Here is a 5,698-nt window from a genome sequence, read left to right as displayed (position 1 = left end):
TTTGTTGGTTTGTCTGGTAACTTCCAACTTACCGAATGAGGAAAGGGTGAACAACCTATCGGAACACAACATCTAGGCCCTCTCAGCACGCGTCATCCCCTCAAATACGGCACGAGGGGGCCCTTCCCCCAACCCAATCGCAGCGGAGAAACCGCCGTCCGTTTGCCTGAAAGCCCCCTCCCGCAGGGGGCTTTTGCACAGGCCGCTGCGGGAAGAAAATTCCGCCCAATTCGGCATGTTCCTTGCATATCCCAGCATGCGGCGTGATTTGCCGCCCCGTCTTCTGGAGCCCCATCTGAAGGAGATTCCGTATGGATATGCAGATTCGTTTCCGCAATAACGACCTTGGCCCGTACATGCCGACGCATCAGGAACGCATGAACAGCATGCTGTCCGCGGGACAGACGGCCTCTTCCGCCGCGCCCGAGCTGACGCAGCGCCCCGTGGAAACCCCGCACATGCTCAACAATGAAGAGCTGCAGCAGACCCTGCAGCAGGTCGAAGCCCAGGCCGCCCAGCAGAATGAGCAGATGCTGCAGGCCCACTCCGGCCTCAACGAGCAGCGCGTGGCTCGCCTGCTGGGCCTGCTGGACTAGAGTATTTCCGCTTTGAAAAAGATGAAACGCGAAGCGTCAGGCCGTATGGTTTGAAACGCGAAGCGTTTCAAACGGAAAATGCTTCAGGCTCAGCCCGGGATGGCGTCCTTGCGCCACTCCCCTTTTTCGGGCAGCCATCTCCACGGGCAGTCTCCTGTCCGCCGGTAGCGTGCTGTCCTTGCCTGCCCGCGGGACGCGCAGCGTGTCCGTCCGGCAGAAACGCCCCTGTTCCGTAACGGATCAGGGGCGTTTTCGTCCTTGCGCCAAGCGAAAGGGCCCGCACGGCTCGTGCCGTCACTCCGGCAGGGGCACTTCTTCCAGCCCCACAAGGGCCGCCTCGTGCGCATGCAGGGAATCGCTCTCCCACAAGGGCACCGGCGAATCCTCATGGGTCAGATGCGGAGCCAGCGCCGTGCAGGCCACCAGGATGACCTGTGCGCCCCGCGCCGCCATGCCGGCCAGCATCCGCCGCATGCACTCCCGGTCGGGGTCGCGCAGAGAGCCGCACCAAAGCTCCCGGAAGATCAGCTCATGGCACCAGCGGCGCTCCTCCTCGCAGGGGGTGACGATCTCCAGCCCCAGGCGCTCCAGCGGCTCGCGGTGAAAATCCTGCTCCATGACCTGCCGGGTGCCCACGAGCCCCACACGGGAAAAGCCGGCGGCCCGCAGGCGGCAGGCCGCCACATCCGCCACATGCAGCAGGGGGATGCCCACCGCCGCCCGCACCGGCGCGGCCACCTTGTGCATGATGTTGGTGCAGATCACCAGAAAATCCGCGCCGCCGCGCTCCAGCGCCCGGGCCGCGCCCGCCAGCGCCTGCCCCACGTCCCCCCACTGGCCTTCCGTAAGGCTCTGCCGGATGGGGTGGTAATCCACGCTGTAGATAAGGCACGGCGCCGAGTGCACGCCGCCGAGCTGCCCTCGCACGACGGTATTGATGGTATGGTAATAGGCTGCCGTGCTTTCCCAGTGCATGCCGCCCAGCAGACCAATGGTTTTCATGACCCCTCCCTCGGGAACGGGATGCCCTGCCCCGAACTGACGTCTTAACGCATTTTCAGTTTGGAGGAAGGGGCCCCCTCGCTCTGCTGGTGATGCCTGTAAAGGCTCCTGCGTCGCCTGACAGGCACCGCCCTGTGGGCCGCCTTTCGGTCGCCGCCGGCGCGGGAGGGGATTCCCCTTCCTCCCCCCGCGCGCCTTTACCGTGGAAAGAGTCGGGAACACGAGGCAATCCCGCCCCAAACGGCACGCGGTGGTACGGCTTATTTTGCTTATCTATTGAGGTTATTTATAAATTTTTGCAAGCAGACCCTAGTCCGGCATATCCAGCGCCAGCCCCACCGGGCAGTGATCCGAACCGTAGACGCCATCCTCTATCCAGGCGTCAGCGATGGCCGGCCTCAGCTCCTCGGACACGAAAAAGTAGTCGATGCGCCAGCCGATGTTCTTTTCCCGCGCCCGCGTCTTGTAGGACCACCACGAATAGCGCCCGGCCTCGTCCCCGTGGACGTGACGGAAGGTGTCCACATAGCCCAGGGCGGTAAAGCTGTCCAGAAAGGCGCGCTCTTCCGGCAAGAAGCCGGTATTCTTCTCGTTCTGGCGGGGACGGGCCAGATCGATGGGCCGGTGGGCGATGTTGAAGTCGCCGCAGACCACGATGGGTTTCTGCTTGCGGCAGGCCTCGGCATAACGCACGAACGCGTCAAAGAAACCCATTTTGTAGGGAACCCGCTTGAAACGCCCCGTGGGCTTGCCGTTCTCGTCCAGCTCTTCCGCGCCGCCGTTGGGGAAATAGCCGTTGAAAAAATGGAAGTGCTCGAATTCCAGATGCAACAGACGGCCCTCCCCCTGCCACTGCGGCTCCGGCAGCTCGCAGCGCACGGCAAGCGGCGCCAGACGGCTGAACACGGCCACGCCGGAATAGCCCTTTTTGACCGTACTGGAGGCCCAGTGGCTCTCCCAGCCCTGCGGCGAGGCCACCTCCGGCGAAAGCTGCTCGGGCTGGGCCTTGGTCTCCTGCAGGGCCACTACCTGGGCATCGTTTTCCGTGAACCAGCGCCATTCCTCCTTGGCGGAGACCGCACGCAGTCCGTTGACGTTCCATGAAACAAGCTTGATGCGCATGCGCGCCTCCTTATGATTGTCCGGCCGACTGTTTGCTCACGTCCAGCGGGAACGGCCGCCGAACCTCTCCCGCGTTCCCGCACTATAGGAAGCCGCACGCCTCCGCGCAAGGCGGGCCTGCCGAAAAAAAGCCGCTCCCGGGCGCACGTCTCCCGCCCATGACGTCGCACGCACCGCCTCCTGCAGGGGCAGGCACGCTAACCTGTCCGAATCACATTGCATCACGCGCCACTTTTGGGCATACTCCTTTCGCGGGCCCGTAGAGCTGCGCCGCTGACGGCCCCGCTTTTCCGCCGCGGCATCGCCGTGCCGGAGAACAGGCCGCCTTTCCCGCAGCGGCCGGACGGTGTTCCGTCGCCCGGCGCACGGCGGGATTTCCTGTGAGAAGAGGAGTCTGTCCATGGATATGCTTCCCATTCGCCGCGCCATCCTGAGCGTCACCGACAAGACCGGACTGGTGGATTTTGCCCGCTTCCTTTCCTCGCACGGGGTGGAGCTGATCTCCACGGGCGGCACGCAAAAAGTCCTGGAAGCCGCCGGCCTGCCGGTGACCGCCGTCAGCACCGTCACCGGTTTCCCGGAGATCCTTGGCGGCCGGGTGAAGACCCTGCATCCCAAGATCCATGCCGGCATCCTGGCCAGCAAGGACAATCCCGACCATCTGGCCACACTGGCGGAAAAGGGCATCCGTCCCTTTGACCTCGTCTGCGTCAATCTGTACGACTTTGCCGGCGCGGTGGAGCGCAAGCTCTCGCTCGAGCAGGCCGTGGAGGAGATCGACATCGGCGGCCCCTGCATGATCCGCGCCGCGGCCAAGAACTTCCACAGCATCCTCGTGCTGCCCGGCACCCAGTGGTATGCCCGCGCCCAGGAGGAGATGGAAGCCAACAACATGCACGTGGGACTGGAGTTCCGGCAGATGATGGCCTCGCGCGCTTTTGAGGCGACCTCGCGCTACGACTCCCTCATCAGCTCCTACCTGCGTCCGGGGGCCTAGCCATCGCCAGGATTGAAGGAAATCTGCAAGGCCTGAAAGCCAGCCAGACCCGCGCGCTTGACCGCCTGCTGCACCGGCGTTTCCCGCAGGAGGCGGTCTATGCGCTTGAGCAGGCGCGGGAGCTGGCCCTGCTTTCGCGGGCCATCGGACGGCAGATCGGCCTGCTCATCGACCGGCGCGGCCGCGTGGACATGGTCATCGTCGGCGAACCGGGGGGCATCCTCATCCCCGAGCTGCCGCGTGCCCGCTCCGGCGCGGACCGCCTGCGCGGCCTGCGCCTGCTGCATACCCATCTCAGTCCTGACGGGCTCAGTCAGGAAGACCTCATGGACATGCTCTTCCTGCGGCTGGATGCCGTGGCCGTGCTGACGGTCAGCCCGGCCGGCGATCCCGTGCAGTGGCAGACGGCTCATCTGCTGCCCTCCCCCGCGCCCGCCGGGGACGGCGGCAAGCCGGTACCCTATCAGCTCGCGCCCCTGCGCCCCTGGGATCAGCCCGAGGCCCAGCTCACCGCCACCGCCGAAGCGCTGGAAGATGAGCTGGCCCGGCGCAGCGACGCCGCCCGGACAGCCGCGGACGCTCCCCGGGCCGTGCTGGTCTCCGTTTCGTCGGAGCCGCGCCTGCTGCAGGAGCAGCACCTCGACGAGCTGGCCGAGCTGGCCCGCACGGCGGGGCTGGAAGTGGCCGGGCGCATGGTACAGCGGGTGGCTCAGGTCAATCCCAAGTTCATCCTCGGCAAGGGCAAGATGGCCGAGCTGGAAGTGCTGGCCCTGCAGGGCCAGGCGGATTCGCTGATCTTTGACGGCGAGCTGGCCCCGGCCCAGCTCCACAATCTGGCCGACATCACCGAACGCAAGGTCATGGACCGCACCCAGCTCATCCTGGATATCTTTGCCCAGCATGCCGTGACGCGCGCGGGCAAGCTGCAGGTGGAGCTGGCCCAGCTGCGTTATACCCTGCCCCGCCTCACCGGGAAAAACCGCGCCATGGACCGCCTTATGGGCGGCATCGGCGGGCGTGGCCCCGGCGAGACCAAGCTTGAGACCGACCGCCGCCGCAGCCGGGAACGCATGGCCCGCCTGCGCAAGGAGCTGGACCAGCTCCGCCGCCAGCGCAGTTTCACCCGCGGCCGCCGCTCGCGCCGGGGCATCCCGCTGGCCGCGCTGGTGGGCTACACCAATGCCGGCAAGTCCACCCTGCTCAACAACCTGACCCGTTCCGACGTACTGGCCGAAAACAAGCTGTTCGCCACCCTCGACCCCACGACGCGGCGTCTGCGCTTCCCGGCCGAGCGGGAGATCATCCTTGCGGACACGGTGGGTTTCATCCGCAATCTGCCGCAGGAGCTCATGGACGCCTTCCGCGCCACGCTGGAAGAACTGGAATCGGCGGACCTGCTCCTGCATGTGGCCGACGCCTCGCATCCCGACATGCTGCAGCAGCTTTCCGCCGTGGAAACCATTTTGGAAGAGCTCGAGCTGCACCACATCCCGCGCCTGCTGCTGCTCAACAAGTGGGATGCCCTCCCCGTACCGGCCCGCGCGGAGATGCTGGACAGCTTTCCGGACGCCCTGCCGGTCTCGGGTCTGCGCGGAGAGGGCTTGCGGCCGCTGCTGCAGGAACTGGAAAGCCGCCTGCTGCAGGTGGAGCCCGGAAGCCTCCCCCTGCCTGAGGAGATGGCCCCCACCCTGCTGCAATGACGGCATGACATCCGCTGTTTGTTTGGGGGAAGGGGAACCCCTCGCGTTGCTGTCGATGCCCGTAGCTTCCTTCGTCGCAACGGGCACGGCCTCCGGCCGCCTTTCGGTCGCGCTCTGCTGTCGATGCCCGTAGCTGCCTTCGTCGCAACGGGCACGGCCTCCGGCCGCCTTTCGGTCGCGCTCTGCTGTCGATGCCCGTAGCTGCCTTCGTCGCAACGGGCACGGCCTCCGGCCGCCTTTCGGTCGCGCTCTGCTGTCGATGCCCGTAGCTGCCTTCGTCG

Annotated in this window: 5 protein-coding genes; 3 read left to right on the top strand and 2 right to left on the bottom strand. The window is 65.8% G+C overall.

Features of this window, described 5'->3' with window-relative positions; all coding sequences use genetic code 11:
- Nucleotides 1-311 precede the first annotated feature (311 nt).
- The gene (locus Q0K12_RS12190; protein WP_297263242.1) at nucleotides 312-596 is read left to right on the top strand and encodes a pseudouridine synthase; all 285 of its coding nucleotides are present in this window, start codon (nucleotides 312-314) and stop codon (nucleotides 594-596) included.
- A gap of 294 nt (nucleotides 597-890) precedes the next feature.
- On the opposite strand, the gene Q0K12_RS12185 is transcribed toward Q0K12_RS12190, so the two are convergent.
- Together Q0K12_RS12185 and Q0K12_RS12180 are read right to left on the bottom strand one after the other, a co-directional pair.
- Nucleotides 891-1,598, bottom strand: a complete 708-nt coding sequence (locus Q0K12_RS12185) for an amino acid racemase (RefSeq protein WP_297263241.1) — start codon at nucleotides 1,596-1,598, stop codon at nucleotides 891-893.
- Nucleotides 1,599-1,907: 309 nt separating this feature from the next.
- A complete protein-coding gene (locus tag Q0K12_RS12180) occupies nucleotides 1,908-2,720 on the bottom strand; it encodes an exodeoxyribonuclease III (RefSeq protein ID WP_297263240.1) in 813 nt (270 codons plus the stop codon).
- 400 nt (nucleotides 2,721-3,120) lie between these two features.
- On the opposite strand from Q0K12_RS12180, the gene Q0K12_RS12175 reads away from it, so the two are divergent.
- Nucleotides 3,121-3,717, top strand: a complete 597-nt coding sequence (locus Q0K12_RS12175; RefSeq protein WP_297263239.1) for an IMP cyclohydrolase — start codon at nucleotides 3,121-3,123, stop codon at nucleotides 3,715-3,717.
- Between the two features lie 191 nt (nucleotides 3,718-3,908).
- Entirely contained in the window at nucleotides 3,909-5,417 is a 1,509-nt protein-coding gene (gene hflX / locus Q0K12_RS12170) for a GTPase HflX (RefSeq protein WP_363315626.1), read from the top strand.
- Nucleotides 5,418-5,698 lie beyond the last annotated feature (281 nt).

This window comes from uncultured Desulfovibrio sp. (genome assembly GCF_944324525.1).
In the GTDB taxonomy this organism is placed as follows: Bacteria; Desulfobacterota; Desulfovibrionia; order Desulfovibrionales; family Desulfovibrionaceae; genus Desulfovibrio.
This window is presented reverse-complemented; position numbering and strand designations above follow the sequence as displayed.

Bases quoted from the DNA above. Each gene is read 5' to 3' on its own strand.
- hflX (WP_363315626.1), top strand. From the start codon at position 3,909: ATGGTCATCGTCGGCGAACCGGGGGGCATCCTCATCCCCGAGCTGCCG.
- Q0K12_RS12185 (WP_297263241.1), bottom strand. From the start codon at position 1,598: ATGAAAACCATTGGTCTGCTGGGCGGCATGCACTGGGAAAGCACGGCA.
- Q0K12_RS12175 (WP_297263239.1), top strand. From the start codon at position 3,121: ATGGATATGCTTCCCATTCGCCGCGCCATCCTGAGCGTCACCGACAAG.
- Q0K12_RS12180 (WP_297263240.1), bottom strand. From the start codon at position 2,720: ATGCGCATCAAGCTTGTTTCATGGAACGTCAACGGACTGCGTGCGGTC.
- Q0K12_RS12190 (WP_297263242.1), top strand. From the start codon at position 312: ATGGATATGCAGATTCGTTTCCGCAATAACGACCTTGGCCCGTACATG.